Annotated in this window: 15 protein-coding genes and 1 tRNA gene; 12 read left to right on the forward strand and 4 right to left on the reverse strand. The window is 27.2% G+C overall.

The window, feature by feature from the left end:
- Positions 1 to 236 precede the first annotated feature (236 nt).
- The 6 genes from JJ842_08040 (at position 237) to JJ842_08065 (ending at position 8,399) form a co-directional block, all read left to right on the forward strand.
- A complete protein-coding gene (locus JJ842_08040) occupies positions 237 to 1,001 on the forward strand; it encodes a 5'-methylthioadenosine/adenosylhomocysteine nucleosidase (GenBank protein ID MBO6971860.1) in 765 nt (254 codons plus the stop codon).
- A gap of 13 nt (positions 1,002 to 1,014) precedes the next feature.
- Positions 1,015 to 1,368, forward strand: coding sequence for a GtrA family protein (locus JJ842_08045; GenBank protein ID MBO6971861.1), 354 nt, complete (start codon positions 1,015 to 1,017; stop codon positions 1,366 to 1,368).
- Positions 1,369 to 1,776: 408 nt separating this feature from the next.
- Positions 1,777 to 3,216 (forward strand): hypothetical protein, encoded by a 1,440-nt coding sequence (locus JJ842_08050; protein ID MBO6971862.1) that lies wholly within the window; start codon positions 1,777 to 1,779, stop codon positions 3,214 to 3,216.
- Between the two features lie 52 nt (positions 3,217 to 3,268).
- On the forward strand, positions 3,269 to 4,231 hold the full coding sequence (locus JJ842_08055) for a glycosyltransferase family 2 protein (protein MBO6971863.1): 963 nt from the start codon (positions 3,269 to 3,271) through the stop codon (positions 4,229 to 4,231).
- 2 nt (positions 4,232 to 4,233) lie between these two features.
- Positions 4,234 to 6,222, forward strand: coding sequence for an asparagine synthase (glutamine-hydrolyzing) (asnB, locus tag JJ842_08060; GenBank protein MBO6971864.1), 1,989 nt, complete (start codon positions 4,234 to 4,236; stop codon positions 6,220 to 6,222).
- Positions 6,223 to 6,263: 41 nt separating this feature from the next.
- Positions 6,264 to 8,399 (forward strand): bi-domain-containing oxidoreductase, encoded by a 2,136-nt coding sequence (locus tag JJ842_08065; protein MBO6971865.1) that lies wholly within the window; start codon positions 6,264 to 6,266, stop codon positions 8,397 to 8,399.
- Positions 8,400 to 8,430: 31 nt separating this feature from the next.
- On the opposite strand, the gene JJ842_08070 is transcribed toward JJ842_08065, so the two are convergent.
- Positions 8,431 to 9,255, reverse strand: coding sequence for a hypothetical protein (locus JJ842_08070; GenBank protein ID MBO6971866.1), 825 nt, complete (start codon positions 9,253 to 9,255; stop codon positions 8,431 to 8,433).
- A 320-nt stretch (positions 9,256 to 9,575) separates the two neighbouring features.
- Between JJ842_08070 and JJ842_08075 the strand changes: the two genes are divergently transcribed.
- From JJ842_08075 to JJ842_08095, 5 genes are all read left to right on the forward strand, one after another.
- Complete coding sequence (locus tag JJ842_08075) at positions 9,576 to 10,784, forward strand: nucleotide sugar dehydrogenase (protein ID MBO6971867.1); 1,209 nt, start codon at positions 9,576 to 9,578, stop codon at positions 10,782 to 10,784.
- Positions 10,774 to 12,624, forward strand: a complete 1,851-nt coding sequence (locus JJ842_08080) for a heparinase II/III family protein (GenBank protein ID MBO6971868.1) — start codon at positions 10,774 to 10,776, stop codon at positions 12,622 to 12,624. The genes JJ842_08075 and JJ842_08080 overlap by 11 nt, the downstream gene beginning before the upstream one ends.
- The gene (locus JJ842_08085; GenBank protein ID MBO6971869.1) at positions 12,621 to 13,874 is read left to right on the forward strand and encodes a glycosyltransferase family 4 protein; all 1,254 of its coding nucleotides are present in this window, start codon (positions 12,621 to 12,623) and stop codon (positions 13,872 to 13,874) included. The genes JJ842_08080 and JJ842_08085 overlap by 4 nt, the downstream gene beginning before the upstream one ends.
- A 57-nt stretch (positions 13,875 to 13,931) precedes the next feature.
- Entirely contained in the window at positions 13,932 to 15,050 is a 1,119-nt protein-coding gene (gene wecB, locus JJ842_08090; protein ID MBO6971870.1) for a UDP-N-acetylglucosamine 2-epimerase (non-hydrolyzing), read from the forward strand.
- A gap of 342 nt (positions 15,051 to 15,392) precedes the next feature.
- Positions 15,393 to 17,126, forward strand: a complete 1,734-nt coding sequence (locus JJ842_08095) for a polysaccharide biosynthesis protein (protein MBO6971871.1) — start codon at positions 15,393 to 15,395, stop codon at positions 17,124 to 17,126.
- A gap of 322 nt (positions 17,127 to 17,448) precedes the next feature.
- On the opposite strand, the gene JJ842_08100 is transcribed toward JJ842_08095, so the two are convergent.
- Both JJ842_08100 and JJ842_08105 read right to left on the reverse strand, forming a co-directional pair.
- Positions 17,449 to 18,771: an O-antigen ligase family protein gene (locus tag JJ842_08100; protein MBO6971872.1), complete on the reverse strand. Its 1,323-nt coding sequence runs from the start codon at positions 18,769 to 18,771 to the stop codon at positions 17,449 to 17,451.
- A gap of 85 nt (positions 18,772 to 18,856) precedes the next feature.
- A tRNA-Arg gene (locus JJ842_08105) sits at positions 18,857 to 18,930 on the reverse strand.
- Between the two features lie 132 nt (positions 18,931 to 19,062).
- Here JJ842_08105 and JJ842_08110 point away from each other — a divergent pair.
- Positions 19,063 to 19,704, forward strand: a complete 642-nt coding sequence (locus tag JJ842_08110) for a hypothetical protein (protein MBO6971873.1) — start codon at positions 19,063 to 19,065, stop codon at positions 19,702 to 19,704.
- Between the two features lie 244 nt (positions 19,705 to 19,948).
- On the opposite strand, the gene rsmI is transcribed toward JJ842_08110, so the two are convergent.
- Entirely contained in the window at positions 19,949 to 20,812 is an 864-nt protein-coding gene (gene rsmI, locus JJ842_08115) for a 16S rRNA (cytidine(1402)-2'-O)-methyltransferase (GenBank protein ID MBO6971874.1), read from the reverse strand.
- Position 20,813: the final 1 nt, after the last annotated feature.

Genomic DNA, 20,813 nt, shown 5'->3' on the forward strand with positions numbered 1-20,813 from the left:
AGAAATTATGTCAAATTTTAACAGATTACTTTAATTAAAAAGGAAAAGATTAATTTAGTAAGAACACATTATTATTGAAGAATTAGTCATTCTTTAAATTAATAAATAAGACCTTTAAAACGAATAATTTTTTTACTTAAAGCTTTTTAATTTTTTTTAAATTAAATTACTATTTCGTATAGAAAAAGAAGGGAATATATTTTAAAATAGGATAGCTGGTAAATTAAAAAAATAAATTGAAAAAAAATGACGAATTACATTTAGGGATTCTTGCAGCTATGCCAGAAGAAGTTGGCACTTTCTTATCTAACTTAGATTCAATAGTTGAAAAAAAATATGGAGATTTAGCAATATTTTCTGGAATTTGGAAAGGTTCTAATATAAAAAATATTTACCTTTCAGTTTGTTTTAGTGGATGGGGAAAAGTTAGTTCCTCTAGAGCTACGACTAGATTAATATCAAGCTTGTATAAAGATAAAGCAATCGATTTTATTATTTTTACAGGAGTTGCTGGAGCTGCAAAAAAGAATCTTAAACAATGGGATATTATTATTTCAGATTCTGTTATACAGCATGATATGGATGCAAGACCAATTTTTGAAAAATATTTTATACCGGCTTTAAAAACAAAAAGAATTTTTCCTTCAAAAGATATTCTTGTTGATTTTGAAAAAGCACTAATATATTCAAAAAAAAATGGAAATTTATCAATTTTTGGCGATGTATATAAGGGATTAATTGCAACTGGTGACCAGTTTATATCAGATAAAAATATCCTTGATTCAATTTCTAATGATTTTAATGATATTCATGCAGTTGAAATGGAGGGGGCTTCTTTTGCACAAGTTGCTGAACAAGAAAATGTTAAATGGTTAATAGTAAGAGTGATATCTGATCAAGCTGATGATGATGCTTATTTAGATTTTGACAAATTTCTTCAAGAGTTTAAAATTTATTCTTGGCAAATTATTGAATCATTTTTAAATTATATATCTAAATAAAATTATCTTATTTATGTCAAAAAAGAGATTCCTAATTGTTGGTTCGATTAATACCTTAATTACAAATTCATTTCTCCAATTATTGTTATTAGTAACAAACATTTCATTAGCTACTTTTGTTTCCCAGCTAATTAGCATGTTTGTTGGGTTTTATCTTCATGGTAAGTTTGTATTCGGTAATTCTCAATTTTCTTTTATTAAATTTTTTAAGTATTTCTTATTCGCTTTTTTACTATGGATACTAAATTGGAGCGGGATTTTTGTAATTTCAAGTTATGGAATAAATAAGAATCTTTCTGCATTAATATTAATACCATTTCTCGCCTCTATTTCTTATTTGATTCAAAAGAATAAAATTTTTGTTTAAATTTTACTTTAAGTTATACTTAATTCTAGTATATTATTTGTTAAATAATAATTGATATTTATGATTAATATAATATTATTATCAATAGTTTTTTTATTTATTTTTTCTAATAATTTTAAAATAGTTGAAAATAATAATGAAATTTTAATATCTAATTATATTACATCTTTCACATTATCAATATCAATAATAGGTTCAATTTCTTTAGGATTAATATTTATTAATTCTGTACAATTTCCAATTATTATAATATCATTATTGATATTTTTTTCTTATTTCTTAATCTTTAATATAAACTTAAAAAATATAATTAATTTTTTTATAAGTTGGAAGATTTTACTTAATACTTTCTTATTAAAAAATAGTTTTAATAAATTTTTAGTATTTTTAGTATTCTATCTTTATTTATTGTCATTTGGTCCAATTAATCACCCTGATGCGACCACAACATATGTAGGTTATCCATACCAATTTTTTATAAAAGGTAAACATTTTATTGATGGAGGTTTATTCCAAGGCATTTTAGGTATTTCTGATTTTGCGAATTTAGCCTTCTTTCAAGAAAAATCAATTTGGTTAATAAGAATGATTCAGGCAATTCCGATTTTTATGATCGTATCCATTTTTATTAAAAGAGGGAAAAGTAAATTATTTATATTATCCTTTTTAACTACCCCCGTATTTATACAATGGTTAACTATTGGAAAATTTTTATTATTTCCAGACTTGGCAGTAACCATTACCTATCTTGTATGGGATAAATATAGAACTAAGAATAATCTAATTAACCTTTTAATTTTAATAGTTTTATCAATATCATTTAAAATATCAAGCCTTATTATTTGTATCCCTATTTTTTTTCATATATTATATGATTTGGTTTCTACAAAAAAATTAAAGTCTCTTTTTCTAATAGAAAATAGCTTGAGATATCTCTTTTTATTTTTAGCAATAGGAGTATTAGCTGAAATACTTTTATATAGATTTTATGTAACTGGTAATTTTTTATATCCTATATTTAATAGTTTTCTTATTCCAGATAATCAACAAATGATTGACTTTGAGAATGATTTAAAACAATATATATATTCTGATGGATTACCTTTTATAACTACAAATGTTAATTTATTAGGAATGATTTTAGGTCCTGCTAATACATTATTAATAATATTTTTACCGTTTTTAAGTCTGCTAGCAAAAAATGGAAATAAATTTATTAAAAGTAATTTTGTAGCAATAACTCAGATTATCTTACTTTTAATTTTATCAAATGGTAGGGCAGATTATTTTGCCTCACCATTGGTCATTTTACTTATGAAGAATAGATTATTTAATTTAAATAATTACACTATAAAAAAAATACCAAAAGTAAAATTTATTTATTTTAAAAAAATATTTTTATTAATATTATGGCTTCAAATTTTAATATTTTCATGTATTACATTACTCTCAATTTATCAATCAATATTTGGGATATTTAATTATCAATCTTCAATGAATAGATTTGCATATAATTATGATTTAACTGCAACTTTAAATAAGGTTTCTAAAGAGCCAATTATAAATTTTTATGATAGAACTCCTCTGTTTTTTCTAGAAAAAGATTACGTACATGAAGATGTATTTAAAAAATGCCTTTACTACAATGATAAAGAATTTGGAAAAGATTCCATTGAAAATTGCTTTAAAAATTTCAAGGCAAAGTCAATTATTATAAATAGTGAAGCTTTAAAAAATAATAAAAGTTTCATTTGCAAAAAATATTCTACAAATTATACGTCTAGGAATCCTTTTAAATTCAGGAAAAGAGATTTCGATTTATGCGATATCAATAATTTAGAATATTAATTATTCATGAAAAATGATTTAATTAAATAAGTAATATTTGTTGTTAATTAATATGAATAAAATTATTGCCGTAATGCCTTGTTATAGGAGTTCTAAAATAGCGCCTAAGATTGCTAAAGATGTACTAGGTTATGTTGATAGATTAGTTTGTGTTGATGATGATTGCCCAGAAAATACAGGAAAATCTATCGAAAGTTCCTTAAAAAGTGATCATTTGGATTTGATTTATCATGATAGGAATAAAGGTATTGGCGGAGCAATGAAAACTGGAATTAAATATGCTTTAACTTTAAATCCTGAAATAATAATTAAAATAGACTCTGATGGACAAATGAATCCTGCTTTAATTCCACAATTATTAGAGCCACTTCTTAATGGATCATCTGAATTTACCAAAGGCAATAGATTTACGAACCCTAAATTTATTACTAACATGCCTATCGTGAGAATTACTGGAAATATTGGTTTGGGATTTCTGACTAAATTATCTACAGGGTATTGGGAATTATTTGATCCAACCAATGGATTTTTGGCAATAAGAAGTAATGTTTTAAGAGGAATATCTCTTGAAAAGATTGATAATGGTTATTTCTTTGAAACCGATCTACTTTTTAGATGTGCTCTTAGTAATGTCTTAGTTAGTGAGATACCGATGGATGCGTTTTATGAGGATGAAAAATCAAGTTTAAGCCCGTTTAAAGAGTTTTTCAGGTTCACTTGGAAGCACATAAATATTTTCTTGAAAAGATTAACTTATCAATATTTTTTATTAGATTTTAATCCTGGAAGTCTTAGTTTATGTTTAGCAATTATTTTTGGATTAATTGCACTGTTTGTTGGTTTAATAAGTCGTTTTTTTTATAGTAGTTTAGATGTTGAAACTCCTCTGGGAGGTCAAATTTTGTTTTTAGCTACTTCTTTAATTTCTAATCAGTTATTTATAAGTTTTATATATTATGATGCATCACAAAAACCTTTGTTGAGGAGACTTAAATACTTAAAAAATAGTTTATAAAAATGTGTGGGATTACTGGCTTTTCATTAGGAAATATCTTTTTGGATTCTGAAATAATTTTTCAGGAACAACTTGTAACTTTTTTGAAAAATTCCTCTCAGTTAATAAAACATAGAGGACCAGATGACGAAGGCTCATATATAGATAATAAAAATGGAATTGGATTAGCACATAGACGATTATCCATCTTAGATACTTCACGAAATGGTCGACAACCTATGACTCACAAAAATGGAAAAATTACAATTGTTTTTAACGGTGAAATTTATAATTTTTTAGAGTTAAAAACAAAACTTGAAAGCCATAAAAAATTAAACTGGTCCAGCAATACTGATACTGAAGTATTGTTAAATATGTATGAATACTATATGAATTCTAATTTAGGTTTAGATAAATTCTTTCGGTCTTTAAACGGTATTTTTTCCATAGCTATATGGGATGGTTTAAGAAAGGAGCTTGTTATAGCTAGGGATTTCTTCGGAGTTAAGCCTCTTTATTTCTATAAAACAAAAAATGCATTTTTTTTTGCAAGTGAAATTAAAGCTCTTCTTCCATTCCTAAATAAGTTTAAAGATAAGTCAATTATTGAAAAACAATTTGGAGATTTGGATCCAAAAGCTATTGAAAGATATCTTACTTATTTATGGTGCCCAGGGAGTAGAACTCCATCAAAAATAATTAAAAAAATAGAACCTGGAAGTTTCTTAAAAATAAGTAATGGGGATATTGAAGAAAAAAAATGTTGGTATAAATTGCCATCATTGAGTTTTACCTATAAAAAAAATAAATATCTGACAAAGACAAATGCTATAGATGGCTTAAAAAAGAATTTAAAAGAGGCCGTAAGGCGTCAGATGATATCAGATGTACCTTTAGGTGCATTTCTTTCAGGAGGATTAGATTCTAGTAGTATTGTCGCTTTTGCTAAAGAATTAAATCCTAAAATAAATTGTTTTACCATCGATCATGGGAAAGGAAATAAAAAAAGCGATCTTTTTTATGCAGAAAAGGTCGCAAAACATTTAGATTTAAATTTAACAACTATAAAAATAGATCCACATAAATTTACAAGTTCCCTAGAGGAAATGGTCTGGCAACTTGATGAACCCATTGCAGATCCAGCTTCTTTAAATATTAAGTTTATTTGTGAATACGCAAGGTCTCAAGGTATAAAAGTACTCTTATCTGGAACTGGTGGGGATGATATTTTTTCGGGATATAGAAGACACATAGCTTTAAATAATAATCATTTTCTCGATTGGATCCCTATTAATACTTTGAATTTTATGAATAAATTAATTTGCAAATTACCAGCTAATCTAGAGTCTTTTAGAAGATTAAGAAAACTAATTTCAAATTCTACTTTTAAGGGAAATGAAAGGATTTTTAATTACTTTAGATGGATAGAAAGAAAAGATTTAAATCAAATATTATCTGATGAGTTCAAACACGAGATAAGAAATTCATGTCCAGAGAAACCTTTCTTAAATTACTTAAAAAATATATCTAAATTTTCTTCTGATTTGGAACGTTTATTAGCTTTAGAGCAAAGGTTTTTCCTAGGAGATCATAACCTAAATTATACTGATAAAATGTCAATGGTTTCTGGTGTGGAAGTTAGAGTCCCATTCTTGGATAAGGATTTATGTGAATTTGCAGTACACATTCCGCCTAAATTAAAAATTAAAGGTTTCCAGAGTAAATGGATTTTTAAAAAAGCTATGGAAGAATATTTGCCAAAAGATGTAATATATAGATCAAAAATTGGATTTGGGATGCCAATACGGGATTGGTTTAATAACGAATTAAGAGATTGGCTTAACGATATTCTTTCAAAAGATAAACTTAAAAGAAGAGGAATATTTAATCCATCTTCAGTAGAAAAATTAATCAACCTAAATGCTAAAGGAAAGGTTGATGCCTCCTACACACTCTTATCAATAGTTTGTGTTGAAATTTGGTGTCAGAGATTTCTAGATAATAATATCTAATAAAATGTTAGAGTTTAATAATAAAGCTTTTCAATTTGTTGATGAAGCAAATTTTTCAATATCTAAATACTGGCGAAACTAAAATAATTGAATTACCCCCTCCTCGATTAAAAAAAGGAGAAGTTCTCATACGTTCGAAATTTTCTCTTGTTTCTTCTGGAACTGAGCGAATGCTTGTGAATTTTGGGAAATCTAATTTGATTTCAAAAGCAAAGACTCAACCAGAAAAAGTTGCTGAAGTTATTGCAAAAATGAAATCTGAAGGGGTTTTTAATACTATAGAAGCAGTTAGTAATAAATTAGATAAGCCTCTCCCATTGGGATATTGTAATGCAGGAGTTGTTGTTGAAGTTGGAGAAGATGTTTCTTCTTTAAAAGTTGGAGATAGAGTTGTTTCAAATGGCTATCATGCAGAATTGGTAAGTGTTTCTGAAAACTTATGCGCTTTAATTCCCGATGATGTAAGTTTTGAGGACGCTGCATTTACGGTTATTGCGGCTGTTGGTTTACAGGGTATAAGACTGTTAAAGCCAACTTTGGGCGAAACTATAGCCGTAAGTGGTTTAGGAATTATTGGCTTAATTACTTGTCAATTACTCATGGCTAATGGCTGTAAGGTATTGGGTATAGATCCTGATCAATCAAAATGCGATTTAGCTAATTTGTTTGGAGTTGAAACTTTTTGCATATCAAATAAAAGAAACCCTACTAATTGGTTTCTCAGCAAAACTAATGGAGTGGGTGTTGACGGTTTCTTAGTAACTGCGAGTACGTCTTCTAGTGATCCTATATATATTGCCGCAAATTCATCTAGAAAAAAAGGTAGGATAATTTTAGTAGGAGTTACTGGCCTAGACTTAAGTAGAGAATTATTTTATAAAAAGGAATTAACTTTCCAAGTAAGTTGTTCTTATGGACCAGGAAGATATGATAAAAATTATGAGGAAGACAATAATGATTATCCAATTGGATATGTAAGATGGACTGAAAAAAGAAATTTCGAAGCAATTTTAAATTTACTAGATTCTGGGGTTTTAGATTTTAAAAAACTAATAGAGAAAATATTTGATTTTGAAGACGCCTTGTCTGCTTATAAATTACTTATGGAAAAGTCAGGCAGCCTAGGAATATTGATTTCTTACAAAAGAGAACCTGAATTAAATAATTACAAGTTAAAAATTAACTCTGATCCAAAATTCAATCTTCCCCCTGCAGAACCTGTAATTGGTGTAATTGGTTCAGGTAATTATTCTTCGAGAACTTTATTACCAACTTTTAAAAAATTTGGTGCTTATTTCCAAATAATTTGTTCTTTAAAAGGTGCAAGTGCTATGCACTATGGGAGTAAATTTTCATTTAAAGAAGTAACTACAAATGAAGAAGATGTTTTCTTAAATGAAAAATGTAACACAGTAATAATATCAACTAGACATGATACTCATGCTGATCTCATAAAAAAGGCTCTAATGGCTGGTAAAAATGTATTTGTTGAGAAACCTCTATGCCTAAATAAATATGAGTTAAAAGGTATAAGAGATACTTTCAAAAATTCAAACAAATCAAATAAAAGTAGTAATAAAAATTCTCCTCTATTAATGATTGGCTATAACAGGCGATTTTCGCCATTAATTATAAAACTAAAAAAAATGTTAAATAATTTAAATGCTCCTAAGGCCTTTATCTATACATGTAATGCGGGTTATTTAGATGCAGACCATTGGTTAAATGATCCTAAGGTAGGTGGGGGGAGATTTATAGGAGAATGTTGTCATTTCATTGATTTGCTTTACTTCTTGAGTGAAGAAAATATAAATGATATAAAAATATCTGCTCCTTTAAGAAATAAAAATACTCCTGAAACATTTACAGTTAATCTAAAATTTGATAAGGGTTCTATTGGTTCAATTCATTATTTTTCAAATGGATCTAAATTACTCCCAAAAGAGAGAATTGAAGTTTTTTCCGATAAAACGGTTTTTAGATTGGAAAATTTCAAAAAACTAAAAGCTTGGGGATATAAAGGATTTTCTTCACAAAGCCTCATCTCTCAGGATAAGGGCCAAAAAAATTGCGCTAGTGCATTTTTAAATGCAATAAGAAAAGGAAAATCCTCGCCTATATCACTTGAGGAAATATTTGAAGTGCAAGAATTAATACTTAATGCTAAGTTTTCTTAGCTATATAATTTTTATACTAGATCATTATCTTTTAGTTCAAACTAACAGCATATTTTTTGTTTAGATAAAGGCCTAATAAAATTATTATGAATAAAGAGAGACTTAATAGAATAATATTAGAAGTAAGGTAAACAAGCCCCAAGAAAAAAGTACTAAAAATATAAATTGAAGATACTTTTGAATGAGAAAAACCAGCAGAAACTAATCTTTGGTAGAGGTGAAGTCTGTGAGGTTGTAAGATATTTTGCTTTTTTCTAATCCTTATTAATATGCAGCTTAAAGCATCTAAAAATAATGGGGAACATAATATTAAAGAATTCAATATCGATATAAAATTATTTTGAGCGAGAATCAAAGTTGAAAGATAGGATCCCAAAAAAAGGCTTCCAGAATCACCCATAAAAACTTTTGATGGTTCCCAATTAAAAAATAAAAATCCAATTAATGTCCCAATTATTGGTAAAAGATAATGTATTTCAATATTCATAAATGAAAAAATTACAATCATACATCCACAAACTAAACCATCAATTCCGTCCATGAAGTTCATGAAATTAATCATGGAAGTTCCAATTACTAGTAACAAAATAAATATTAAAATAAAATATTGAAATGAAACTATTTTTGCTAAGACCCCAAATCCATTTATATACGAAAAAACAAGAAAACTTGATATTGTTAGTATCTGTGCTGCGAGACGGATACGTTTAGAGATAGAGAATTTATCATCTATCAATCCAATAATTGAAATTGGTATAGAAAAGAAAGGGAGAAAGAAACTTTGGTAGCTTGCATAAATTATATAGATAAAAATAAATAAAATTCCTCCACTAGATGCTTTTTTTTCTTTGTGCATTCCTCTTAAAGTGGGATTTGCAGGGATGATTTTTTTTAGAGTTGGAATTGATATCTTTAAAAAGATAAAAGTAATTGAGATTGTAAAAAATAGATGTAATAAATTCATGTATTAGTATTTGTGATTTATTTTTTCTATATTCTTATTACATTCAAATAAGTTTTTTTATATTGAGAATTTTATTGAAAAAGTGATACTTAATTCTAATACAAATTGACTATACCAAATTGTAAAGACTTAAAGTTTAAAAATTAACTTAATGTCTAATTTTTTCTTAAGATGGTGTATTCTGTATCAAATAATCCTGTCAATATTTAGATATGAATAGATGTTGCGTAGTAGGTCTTGGATATATTGGTTTACCCACTGCGGCTTTATTTTCCAAAAAAGGTTTTAATGTTCTAGGTGTAGATATAAACTTAGATATTGTTAATAAAGTAAATAAAGGTATTTCACCTATACAGGAACCATCTCTGGAAGATGAGATTCAAAATTCTGTAAAATCAGGCAATCTGAAAGCATCTTCAAAACCTAACTATGCCGACATATTTGTTATAGCTGTACCAACTCCTATAAAGTCGGGATCTAAGATTCCACAGCCAGATTTAGAGTATGTAGAAACTGCCATTGAAAGTATTATTCCTTTTTTGAAAAATGGTAATTCAATAATCATAGAATCAACCTCTCCAGTTGGAACAACAAAAGATTTATTTTCTTTAATTATTGAGAAGACAGATTTGAATGAGAATCAGATTTTTATGGCATATTGTCCCGAAAGAGTCCTCCCTGGGAGAATAATGATTGAAATTAGTACAAATAAAAGACTAATTGGGGGAATAAATCATGAGTCATCTCTTCAAATAAAAGAAATTTATAAAAAAATTTGCGACTCAGAAATATATATCACTGATTCTGAAACAGCAGAACTTGTTAAATTGGCAGAGAATTCTTATCGTGATTTAAATATCGCTTTTGCAAATGAACTATCAATAATTTCTAGTAAATTAGACATTGATGTGAATAAAGTTATTAATTTTACTAATCATCATCCAAGGGTTAATATTTTAAGGCCCAGCTGTGGTGTAGGAGGACATTGTATAGCATTGGATCCTTGGTTTCTGGTTTCACAATTTCCAGAAGATACAAACATAATACATATGTCTAGAAAGGTAAATATTTTTAAAACACAATGGACTATATCAGAGATAAGTAGGTTCATAGAAAAAATAAAAAATGAATCTAAAAATGATCCTAAAATTGGTATTTTTGGCTTAACATTTAAAGCGAATGTAAACGACTTAAGAGAATCTCCAGCTTTAAAAATTGCAAATGAATTGTCCAAAGAAAATCACACAATTTTCTGTGATCCTTATGTTTCTAATTGCAGTGATTTTGTAAATCATTCAATTGAGGAAACATTATCTAATTCAGATATCTTGATTTTCCTTGTTGCTCACAGCAAATTTAAAAAAATTAATATTAATGAAAAAAAATATTTGGATTTTTGTGGCCTTTTTGATGAAATTTAAAAATATTCTAATATTATATTTTTTAACACTTAAAGACTTTACCTTTATTAATGTTTTTAAAAGAATTAAATATGAATTAAAAATCTATTTATTCAAAATAAATTTTTTATCTTTTATTAGAAAATATCGTAGTAATTACAATAAAATAAAATGGAATGAAAAAACTTTATTAATTAACACAAAAAAATATAATCAATTTGAGAAAAATTTTTCCGAAGTTGAATTTATTGAGATTGAGTTTTTGAATAAAATAGAAAAATTAAGTTTACCTATTAATTGGAATATTACTACAGTTTCAAGATTATGGAGATTTAATTTACACTATTTTTCTGGGTTAAAAAAATGCATAAATTATTCATTAGAGAAAGGTTTATCAAATGTTATTTTGCAACAAAATTTGTATTTAATAGATTCATGGATTAATTTTCATTTATTACAACACGGAGACGGCTGGCATAGTTATACATTGTCATTAAGAATTCGAAATTGGATATGGCTTTTTAGGTTTTTCCCTAATTTAATTACAGATAAAATTAAAGAAGTTTTGTGGATACAAATTAATTGGCTTTATGAAAATAGAGAGTATCATCTCGGTGGAAATCATTTATTGGAAAATTTAATAACTTTGATTTTAGGTTCTTTACAATTTAAGGGATCTTTACCTGATTTGATATTTTCTGAATGCATGTCTGAACTGGAGGATCAGTTGCAAAAACAAATTCTTTCTGATGGTGGACATGAAGAGAGAAGTTGTAGTTATCATTTGATAATTTTACAAAATTTAGTAGAGTTGGGTTTCGTAATACAAAATATTAAAAAAATTAGACCAGTTTGGTTGCTTAAATCTATAAGTTTAATGAGTAAATGGGCTTATAAAGTCAAATTAAATAATAATAATTATCCAAGATTTAATGACTCCATTTATTCAAAAGAAATTGATATTGAGAAAATTATTAAACTCAGTTTGTCTTATATAGACCAAAATATTTTTGTATCTAAATCAGATCTTTTCTATTTTTACTTATCTGAAGATACTTTCAATAATAATAAAAATAAATACCTTAAATTGGAAGTGCCTTCTCTAGAAAATTTCAGTTTTAGATTACCTAAAGTTTTAGATCTAGAAGAAACTGGTTGGAGTATATTGAGGCCAAATAAATCATGGGAAATCGTTTTTAAATCAGGAGAGTCTGGACCAAAGAACTTGTTAGGACATAGTCACTCTGATTTATATACTTTTGATATTTTTTATGATGGAAAATTATTAATTGGCGAAACAGGGACAAGTCAATATCAATTTTCTAGTATTAGACAATATGAACGTTCCGCCGATTCCCATAATGTAATGCAATTTGCTCTTTCAAAATATTTGGAAATTGAAAAAATTAAGGAATGGCATCAACCTCTTGAAGTTTGGAATTCATTCAGAGTAGCAAGAAAACCAAAAATTATTGATAGATCAATAGGGGTTGAGTTGGATAATACTTTATCGGTTAGAGGTTTATATTCTCCCTTCCAAAAGTACATAAAAGATATTGAAAGAAAAATGCAATTTAAAGTTTTAAAAGATAATAGTCTAGAGGTAATTATTCAAGACAATGTTTTTGCTATTTATAATATCTTTTGGAAGTTTAATTTACATTTTGCTCCTGATTTTAATAGTTCTAATCTTCAGATTGAAAAATTAGAAAATTCCAATTTCATAACAAAAAAGCTTGTGCATTCTTGGACCGCCTTTGAATTTGGTAAAAGGATTCCAAGCAAATCACTTTTAATTTTTGGAAATTTTGAAAAAGGTCATAATACTAATGTTTTGAAATTAATTTTATCCCCTTCATGAAAAATCATAAGAAACAAATTTGGATTATTAATCAATTCGCAAATACAATCGAAATGCCTGGTCATACAAGGCAATATGATTTGGCTAAATACTTAACTAAAAATAGATATAAAACAACTGTTTTCTCTTCTGACTTTAATTTATCTTTAAGAAAATTCTTTAAAGAAAAGAAAAAATTTTTTTATAAAAGTGAACTTATAAATCATTCTAGATGGGTCTGGCTTGCAGTCCTACCTTATAAAAGAAATGATTGGAGGCGTTACCTAAATCTTATTAGCTTTTGTTCAAATCTATTAATACAACTTGTAATAAGAATAATTTTTTCATCATTAACTTTCAATAAACCTAAGTTAGTAATTGCATCTTCCCCTCAATTGCCAGCAGCGTTTATAACCTTAATAATCTGCAAATTATTCAAGATCCAAATGATATTTGAAGTACGGGATATATGGCCTCAAATACTAATTGATATGAACAATATGAAGGAGAATAGTTTTACTTATAAAGTTTTAAAAAAAATGGAGAAAATTCTTTATAGACACTCAGATTTAATTATAGTTTTATCAAAAGGCTGTGTAGAATATATCCGAAGAGAAGGTGGAAGAAGTATAGATTATTTTCCAAACTATGCAAATACCGATCTTTTTAATTATTCAACTTTGCCTTTGGAAGATTCAAAGTTTACATTAAAGAGACCTTTTAGAATTATTTATTCTGGCGCTCATGGGGCAGCTAACGATTTGAAAAATGTTATAAGAGCAGCTTATTATCTAAAGGATTTACCAATAGAAATAATTTTAGTAGGAGATGGACCAGAAAAAAATAATTTAAAAAGTCTTGCCTCAGGATTGGAAAATATAGTTTTTAAAGATCCTGTACCCAAAAAAGATATGCCTAGTTTACTGGCTACTGCGGACGCACTTCTGATTTCTTTAGCAGATGTAAACTTATTTAAGTATGGAGTTTCACCTAATAAATTATTTGATGCTTATGCAGTAGGTAGGCCAGTAATTACAACAGTAAGTGGAATAATTAATGAAGAGGTTGAAAATTTTAATTTAGGTATGGCAGTACCTCCTGGCCAGCCCAAAAAATTATCAAAAGCAATAATAAAGCTTTTCAAAAAGGATAGGTCTGAGAGGGTTACTTTAGGTCTTAATTCGAGAAAGATGGTTGAAAGATTTTACTCTAAAGATTCTATTTTAAATAATTATGTTGATAGAATTACAAAATTAATTAAAGAAATATAAAGTGCCTTTTCAAGTTCACGTTATGATAAATAATCTAAATATAAAAATACCTAAATAATGGATGAAGATAAAATTTTAATTACTTTTATAATGGGTACTAGGCCAGAGATTATAAAGCTAGCTCCTTTAATAAAAGGTTTTCAAAATAATAGGATCTTTAAAGTCAGGGTTGTTTTGACTGGACAACATTTAGAAATGGCAGATAATCTTCTCAAATTATTTGAAATAAAGGAAGATCTTAATCTGAGATTGATGAAATCTAATCAAACTCTCACGCATATAACAACAGAGGTAATAAAAGGTTTAAAAAATGAATTTTCAAATTATTTACCTAGATTAGTTTTTATTCAGGGTGATACTAGTACTGCATTCGCAGCTGCTCTGGCTTCGTTTTTTGAAAAGATACCAATAGCGCATGTTGAAGCAGGTTTAAGGACATTTGATTTAATGAACCCTTTCCCAGAAGAAGCTAATAGAAGATTGATATCTCAAATAGCTAATATCCACTTCGCACCAACTCAAAAAGCTCTCTTAAATTTAAAAGAATATGGAATAAAAGAAAATCTATTTATTACAGGTAATACTGTAATTGACTCAATTTTTCTACTAAAAAAAATCAAATCAAAAAAGAATGCAAATTTTTTAAAAAATCTAAAAAATAAATTTATATTAATCACTATTCATAGAAGAGAAAACTGGGGTGAAAACCTTGATATTATTTTGAATACTTTACTTTTAATCACAAAAAAACACAATAATATAACTTTGTTATTTCCTATGCACAAGAATGAAATAATTAGAACTAAAATTAAAAAATTTTTAGGTAATAATGAAAGAATTATTCTAACTGAGCCACTTGACTATGATGTATTTATCAACGCTTTAACTGATTGTTATTTTATTCTTACTGATTCAGGTGGTATTCAAGAAGAAGCTCCTTCCTTTGGTAAACCAGTTCTAATTTTAAGAGAATCTACAGAAAGGAAAGAGGCAATTGATTCAGGGACTGCTATCTTAGTTGGTAACAATAGTGAAAAGATTTTATATTTAGTTAATGAATTATTAACTAATTCTAGTTTTTATAAATCTATGCAAATAGATAAAAATCCTTTTGGAGATGGTAATGCTACTGAAAATATTATTAAGCATATAGTTAAATACTTCAAAGAAAATTAATCGTAGAAATATATATTTTCTAAAATTCCAACTTAATTTTTAAGTATCCTACTAGATCTGATATGATCACAAAATGAACAGGAAGTTTATTTAAATTGTTGTCATATTATGAATGATTTTAAAAGTATAATTTTAAATAAAATTAAAACAAGTAAGCCTTTTATATTAATATTTAGTTTATTAAATAGATTAGATACTTTATCGAAGTCAAGTAAAGCATTTTTAATCTTGTGTTTGGATTTATTTTTAATAATAATATCTTTTTTAATTACAAATTTTTTTTTAACAGAAACAAAAGCAGCCGCGGCTTCCCACCTACTTCCCCTATGGATTTTACCAATAATGATATTTTTAAGCTGTATTTTTTATATATTAAATGGAAATTACTTATCAATTAGTAGATATATTAAATCTTCTGAGATTTATATAATTGCCTATAGAAACTTTATTTTAATTTCAATAGTTTTGCTAATTAGTTACTTTACTAATTTAGAAAGGCTAGGTATAAAAGTAAGTTTTTTATTTTGGTTTATAAGTTCTTTCATTAATATCATATCAAGATTTAGCCTAAAAGAAATATTTATCTACGCTGGATACTTAAAATCAAAGAAAATTACTAAAGTTGCAATATATGGAGCAGGGGCTGCAGGGGCTCAGCTGGCCTCTTCCTTGTTTTTAGCAGGGACTCATAAAATAATTGTTTTTTTTGATGATTCACCAAATCTCTACGGTAGAAAATTACTAGGTATTAAAATTTATAATTCAAGGGACATTTATAAATTCAAAAGTAAAATAGATCAAATATTATTTGCTATACCTTCGTTAAGTAAAAAAGATTCAAAAAAGGTTTTGGAAAGAATTAAAAAAAACGAAATTCCAGTTTTAAAAGTGCCCTCTATAAAAGATTTAACTACAGGAAATCTTAGTATTAACTCTCTTCGACCTATCGATATAGAAGACTTGCTTGGACGTGTTGCTGTTGAACCGAACAAAAAATTACTTAAAGCATCAACTGATAATTTAAATATTTGTATAACTGGTGCTGGGGGATCAATAGGAAAACAAATTTTTAAAGAAATAATTAAACTCAAACCTAATTCTCTTTTGTTAATTGACTGTAGTGAATATAGTTTGTACTCATTGCAACAAGAAATTGTAGATAGATTAGGAGAAGAAAATTATCTAAAAATTAATTTAATTCTTGGTGATGTAAAAGATTATAAATTAGTAAAGTCTTTGTTTAAAGAGTATAAAATTGATATTGTGTATCATGCAGCAGCATATAAACATGTTCCACTTATAGAACAAAATCCACTACAGGGTATTGAAAATAATATTTTCTCAACTTACGCAATCTGTAAGGCGGCTGAAGAATTAAACTTATCAAAAGTAACTTTAATATCAACAGATAAAGCTGTTCGACCAACAAATGTTATGGGGGCCACAAAGAGATTTGCTGAGCTTATTCTACAATCTTTTGCAGAGAAAATTGAAATATATAATTCTACAAAAGAAGAATCTATTAACTTTAAAAGGTCAAAGTTTTTAATTGTAAGATTTGGGAATGTTTTGGGATCTTCTGGATCTGTTGTACCTTTGTTTAAAAAACAAATAGCTTCTGGAGGGCCAATTACCTTAACAGACGATAGGGTAATTAGATATTTTATGACATTATCTGAAGCTGCTCAATTAGTTATTCAGGCAACTTCTTTATCTAAAGGTGGTGACGTTTTTATTCTTGATATGGGTGCACCAGTTAAGATAAGAGACTTAGCAGAGCAAATGATTAGGTTAAGTGGTCTAAAAGTAAAAACGAAAAATGAAAAGAGTGGTGATATTGAAATAGTAAATATAGGGCTAAGACCTGGAGAAAAATTATATGAGGAATTATTAATAGAGGGCGATCCGATGAAAACTCCTCATCCCCTGATTTTTAGGGCAAATGAAGTAAAGGTGAATTATGAAGAGCTTTCTCAAGGTATAAATCAATTGAAAAAGGCAATTAATGATTTAGATAAATCGTCAGCCATGGAGATCCTCTCTAGATTTGTTCCTGATTGGACAAAAGGATCATAAATACCTTATTAAAATTTTTATTTTTATAAATGAAGTACTTCTTTAGGGTTAGTTATACTTGTAAAACGAAATTTTAACTACAAAATAAATAGTCTCTTGATTAAGGTTCAAGGTGAAAACTTTTCTTAGATTTTCATTATAGTCTGTGGGCATATTTATAGTTATAGGATTATCTTTGAGAATTGAACTTGAGGGAGTTATTACCTTTTTAGAAATATTAAAAAGATAATATTTTTTGAAATTTTAAAATAAAGATAATTACCTTCTTAGATATTTGATAAAATATGGTTTTATCTTTAAGTATCAATTTCTTTAATATTATTTAATTAATTAAAGGTTTCTTACTATTTTCGTTAAGAAGAGATTTTAGGCCTGCTAATAAAATACTTATAAGAATACTAATTTTGCCATCATAAAGGGTTATGTCACTTAAGTGACTAATGACAAAAATTGTAGTTGAACAAAACCAAGCTTTTTTTAAAAGTAATGGTTCGTTGTTTGAGATTTTTTTTATAAAAATTTTTATCCACGATTTATACAGCAGGGCAACAACCGTTATTGATAATATTAATGATAAAGGTAGCCCAAAATTATGAGCTAGTTCTAAAACTATATTATGTGAGTGATGAGCATCGATTATTTTATACGGAATATCTAACTTACTATTATTATGAAGATTCAAAAAAGAAAAAGTTGATGGCCCCCACCCCCAAAACGGTCTTTCTTGAATCCTTGTAATTGTGGATTGCCAAATTTCAAATCTTGGAGAACTGAATGAATTAAGATCTTTGATTTTCAAAAAAATTGACTCTGGCAGGAAAGTACTAAAAATTGGGAGTTTAATACTTAGTAAAAGTTCAAAGAATTTGATTGTTGTGAGGATGCTAATTAAGGATCCCACAATAATTAAAATTCTTTTATACCCATAAATGCAAATATAAGTAATGAAAATTCCTATTATTCCATTCCTTGAGCCAGTTAATAGGATCATATAAGTTATGAGAAAAGAAGAAATTCCCATAAGATATTTTTTAAGATAATCGCTTTTCGAAAGTTTAAATAATGCAATAGTGAATGGGAGCAAAAGAACTAACCAGATTGCTGCATAATTTGGATTACTAAATAGACCTGAAGCTGCACCATTATTAATTATTGGTTTTTGGAACCAAACAATTAGTCCAAATAGTGTTTTGTAAGGGCCATAAAAACTAAAATATTTTTGCAATATAAAACTAATAATTACTGGGAAAGATCCACTCACTAAAACTTTCAAGAAGATTAACCTTTGAGCTTCAGTTCTTAGAAAACTTTGGAACCCCCAGTAATATAAAAATATTGGTACCCAATTAAATAAGTTAAGCCAAATTGTAGAAATATTGTATTCTGATAAAACAGATGGCTTATTAAGAAAAGAAATATTTAAAGTACCAAATAATATTATTCCAATAGAGAAAAATAGGGGATAATTCCATTTATCTTTGATTGAAATAGATTCTTTATTAAATGATATTATCAATGAAAACAGGAGAAATAAGCCACTTATTGGTAATGCAGAAGGTAAGAAAAATATACCTATTAAAAATAATTTATTACCTAAATTGATATCTTCAATTTTATGGAAATTAATTTTTTTTAATTTTTCCATTTTTTTCTTTTATTACTAATAAATTAATAAATTCCTAGCTTAAAAATAAATTGGTTCATTAAAATTGATTTTCTATAAATTAAAACGCTCCCTTCAGGATTCGAACCTGAGGCCCACTGCTTAGAAGGCAGTTGCTCTATCCAGCTGAGCTAAGGGAGCACTGTATCATTATATCTGACTGGTAGGCCTAAACAAAAAAGTAACCTTTGAACAATTAATTATTTATGATTAAGTTTAATAAGTATTCTTTTTTTGCAATAATTTAAGTAGAATCAAAAAAAATTATACAAATTGGCTAAGAGATTAACAGAAAATCAAAAAGGGGAAATAATACAAAGTTTTACTGAAGGCAAATCAGTTGCATTTTTATCTAAACAATTTAATTGTAGTAATTTAACCATAACAAGAAATTTGAAGAAGCATTTTGGTGAACTGGTTTATAAAAGTTTAGTTGCGAATAATAAAACTTCAAAAGAAGACTTTAGTCTTGATAAAGAAAAACTTAATGCAAAATCTAATAAAAAAAATTTAAATGAAAAAATTAATAAAGTCGAATTTTCTCATGATCCATCTTTCATTGAAATAGCCCCTTTAGATTACGAAATTGAAAAATCTAATAGAAAAGAATTGGCTTCAGTAAGCTTATCCGAGATAGATTTACCTAAACAGGTTTATATGATTGTAGATAAGAAAATAGAGTTAGAAATAAAAAGTTTGAATGATTATCCAGAGTGGCGATTCCTTCCAATAGATGATTTGAATAGGAAAACTATAGAAATTTTTTCAGATTTAAAAGTTGCAAGAAGATTTTGTAATAAGGAACAAAAAGTAATAAAAGTACCTAATTCAGATGTTTTCAGAATTGCGTCACCTTTCCTAATCAAACGTGGAATATCAAGAATTATTAATGCCGATAATTTGATAGCTTTATAGTTATATCTATTTAATCAAACTCTATCTTAAAAAAACTTCCAAGAATCGACCCACTTATGAAGCTAGTTCCCAAAATAAAACTGATTGGCAAATTTACGGTTTCATTTTTGAAAAAATTAATCCTACTTTTCTCGGAACTATTTTGTATCCCAATAATTAACATTAAAAACAAACAACTATTAAATGAAACGGTATAAAATAACTTTCTTAAAAATGGAAACATATATTTAAATTTTCTCCAATCTTACTTCAATTTATAAATAATACCTTTTTTTATCCCTTTTTTACTCGCAAGATATTTTGAAGCGGCCGATAAACTTAATCCAGCATTCATCAGATCATAAAGTTCTCTTTTTAAATCTGCCTTTGAAAACTCAATATCTTTCTTTTTCTCTATCCCTTTAATTACGATTGTAATTTCTCCTAGTATGTCTCTATTTTCAAAAAACTTTATTACTTGTTCAAGATTATTTCCAATATGTTCTTCATATTTTTTTGTTAATTCTCGTGAAACTTCAATTTCTCTTGTGCCCCCACAAACTTCATATAGTTCTCCTAATAATTTCTTTAGTCGATGTGGCGCCTCAAAAATTATAGTTGTTTTTTCTCTATTACTTATTTCTAAAATAATTTTTTCTCTATCGATTCTTTTTTTTGGCAAAAAACCTTCAAAAACAAAACTCGAAGAAGGCAGTCCGCTAGATACTAATGCAGTAATTGCCGCGCATGGACCTGGGACGCAAATAACATCAATTCCACTAGATTTTACAACTCTGACAAGATCCTCTCCTGGATCACATATCCCTGGTATGCCTGCATCACTAACTAGTGCTACCGATTTGTCTGCTTTGAGATCTTCAATAATTTTTGAAATCTTAGTGTAGGAATTGTTTTTATTAAAACTTATAAGATTATTTGATATTTTAAATTTATTCATTATTTTTTTTGTTTGACGAGTATCTTCGCAGGCTACTAGAGAAACATTTTTAAGAATATTTAATGCTCTCTGGGAAATATCATTTAAATTTCCAATTGGCGTACCAACTAAATATAAAATACCTTTTTCTGGTTCTTCTTTTCTATGGGATAATAAGGAATTAGTATTCATT

Source organism: Prochlorococcus marinus CUG1433 (assembly GCA_017644425.1).
GTDB classification, from domain to species: Bacteria; Cyanobacteriota; Cyanobacteriia; order PCC-6307; family Cyanobiaceae; genus Prochlorococcus_A; species Prochlorococcus_A marinus_U.

Bases quoted from the DNA above. Each gene is read 5' to 3' on its own strand.
- JJ842_08085 (MBO6971869.1), top strand. From the start codon at position 12,621: ATGAAAAATCATAAGAAACAAATTTGGATTATTAATCAATTCGCAAAT.
- JJ842_08065 (MBO6971865.1), top strand. From the start codon at position 6,264: ATGAAGCAAATTTTTCAATATCTAAATACTGGCGAAACTAAAATAATT.
- JJ842_08045 (MBO6971861.1), top strand. From the start codon at position 1,015: ATGTCAAAAAAGAGATTCCTAATTGTTGGTTCGATTAATACCTTAATT.
- JJ842_08055 (MBO6971863.1), top strand. From the start codon at position 3,269: ATGAATAAAATTATTGCCGTAATGCCTTGTTATAGGAGTTCTAAAATA.
- JJ842_08100 (MBO6971872.1), bottom strand. From the start codon at position 18,771: ATGGAAAAATTAAAAAAAATTAATTTCCATAAAATTGAAGATATCAAT.
- JJ842_08080 (MBO6971868.1), top strand. From the start codon at position 10,774: ATGAAATTTAAAAATATTCTAATATTATATTTTTTAACACTTAAAGAC.
- JJ842_08075 (MBO6971867.1), top strand. From the start codon at position 9,576: ATGAATAGATGTTGCGTAGTAGGTCTTGGATATATTGGTTTACCCACT.
- JJ842_08070 (MBO6971866.1), bottom strand. From the start codon at position 9,255: ATGCACAAAGAAAAAAAAGCATCTAGTGGAGGAATTTTATTTATTTTT.
- JJ842_08095 (MBO6971871.1), top strand. From the start codon at position 15,393: ATGATATTTTTAAGCTGTATTTTTTATATATTAAATGGAAATTACTTA.
- wecB (MBO6971870.1), top strand. From the start codon at position 13,932: ATGGATGAAGATAAAATTTTAATTACTTTTATAATGGGTACTAGGCCA.
- asnB (MBO6971864.1), top strand. From the start codon at position 4,234: ATGTGTGGGATTACTGGCTTTTCATTAGGAAATATCTTTTTGGATTCT.
- rsmI (MBO6971874.1), bottom strand. From the start codon at position 20,812: ATGAATACTAATTCCTTATTATCCCATAGAAAAGAAGAACCAGAAAAA.